This window comes from Microbacterium umsixpiens (assembly GCF_053543675.1).
The window spans coordinates 22541-23423 of the sequence record NZ_JBLVOH010000113.1 but is presented as its reverse complement, the minus strand read 5'-3'; the positions used below and the strand labels follow the sequence as shown (position 1 = coordinate 23423).

1 protein-coding gene is annotated in these 883 nt (G+C 70.1%); it reads left to right on the top strand.

Translation table 11 applies throughout. The features are described 5' to 3' along the window. Positions 1-158: 158 nt before the first annotated feature. The coding region (locus tag ACNPM4_RS11375) for an ABC transporter ATP-binding protein (protein ID WP_448985781.1) at positions 159-883 on the top strand (725 nt) is incomplete at its 3' end.

Genomic DNA, 883 nt, shown 5'->3' with positions numbered 1-883 from the left:
GCGCTGGGATTCGTGCCGGGCACCGGCACCGCCGCGGTCCTGTTGAGCAACCGCCTCTTCGCCCCCGAACCCGCGCCGACCGAGGCGCTGTGGCGCACCGCGCTCCCCGCACTCCTGGGCGGCAACGACCTGGACGACAACGAAGGAACGAGAACACCATGAGCACCACCGAGCCCGTGCTGAGCATCAGCGGCCTCGCCGTCGCCTTCCGAACCGGTTCCGAACTGGTCACCGCCATCAGCGACATCAGCATCGACGTCGCCGCCGGTGAGACCGTCGCGATCGTCGGGGAGTCCGGGTCGGGCAAGTCGACCACCGCCGCCGCTGTCAACCGTCTGCTGCCGGAGAACGGTGTGATCACCGCCGGCAGCATCCGCTTCGACGGGCGCGAGCTGACCGATCTGCCCGAGAACGCGATGGTCTCCCTGCGCGGTGCCGGGATCGGCCTCGTGCCGCAGGACCCGATGTCGAACCTCAATCCGCTCATGCGCGTGGGCGAGCAGATCGGCGAGGCGCTCGAGGTGCACGGCCACACCCACGGCGATGCCACGAAGGCACGGGTCGTCGAGCTGCTCGAGATGGTGGGGATCGCGGATGCCGCGCAGCGGGCGCACCAGTACCCGCACGAGTTCTCGGGCGGTATGCGCCAGCGCGTGCTGATCGCGATGGGGCTCGCCTGCAAGCCGCGCCTGCTGATCGCCGACGAGCCCACCTCGGCCCTCGACGTGACCGTGCAGCGGCGCATCCTGGACCAGCTCGATGCGCTCACCGATGACCTCGGCACCGCCGTGTTCCTCATCACGCACGACCTGGCCCTCGCTGCCGAGCGCGCCGACCGCATCGTCGTGATGTTCCGCGGTCACATCGTGGAGGAGGGCCCCAC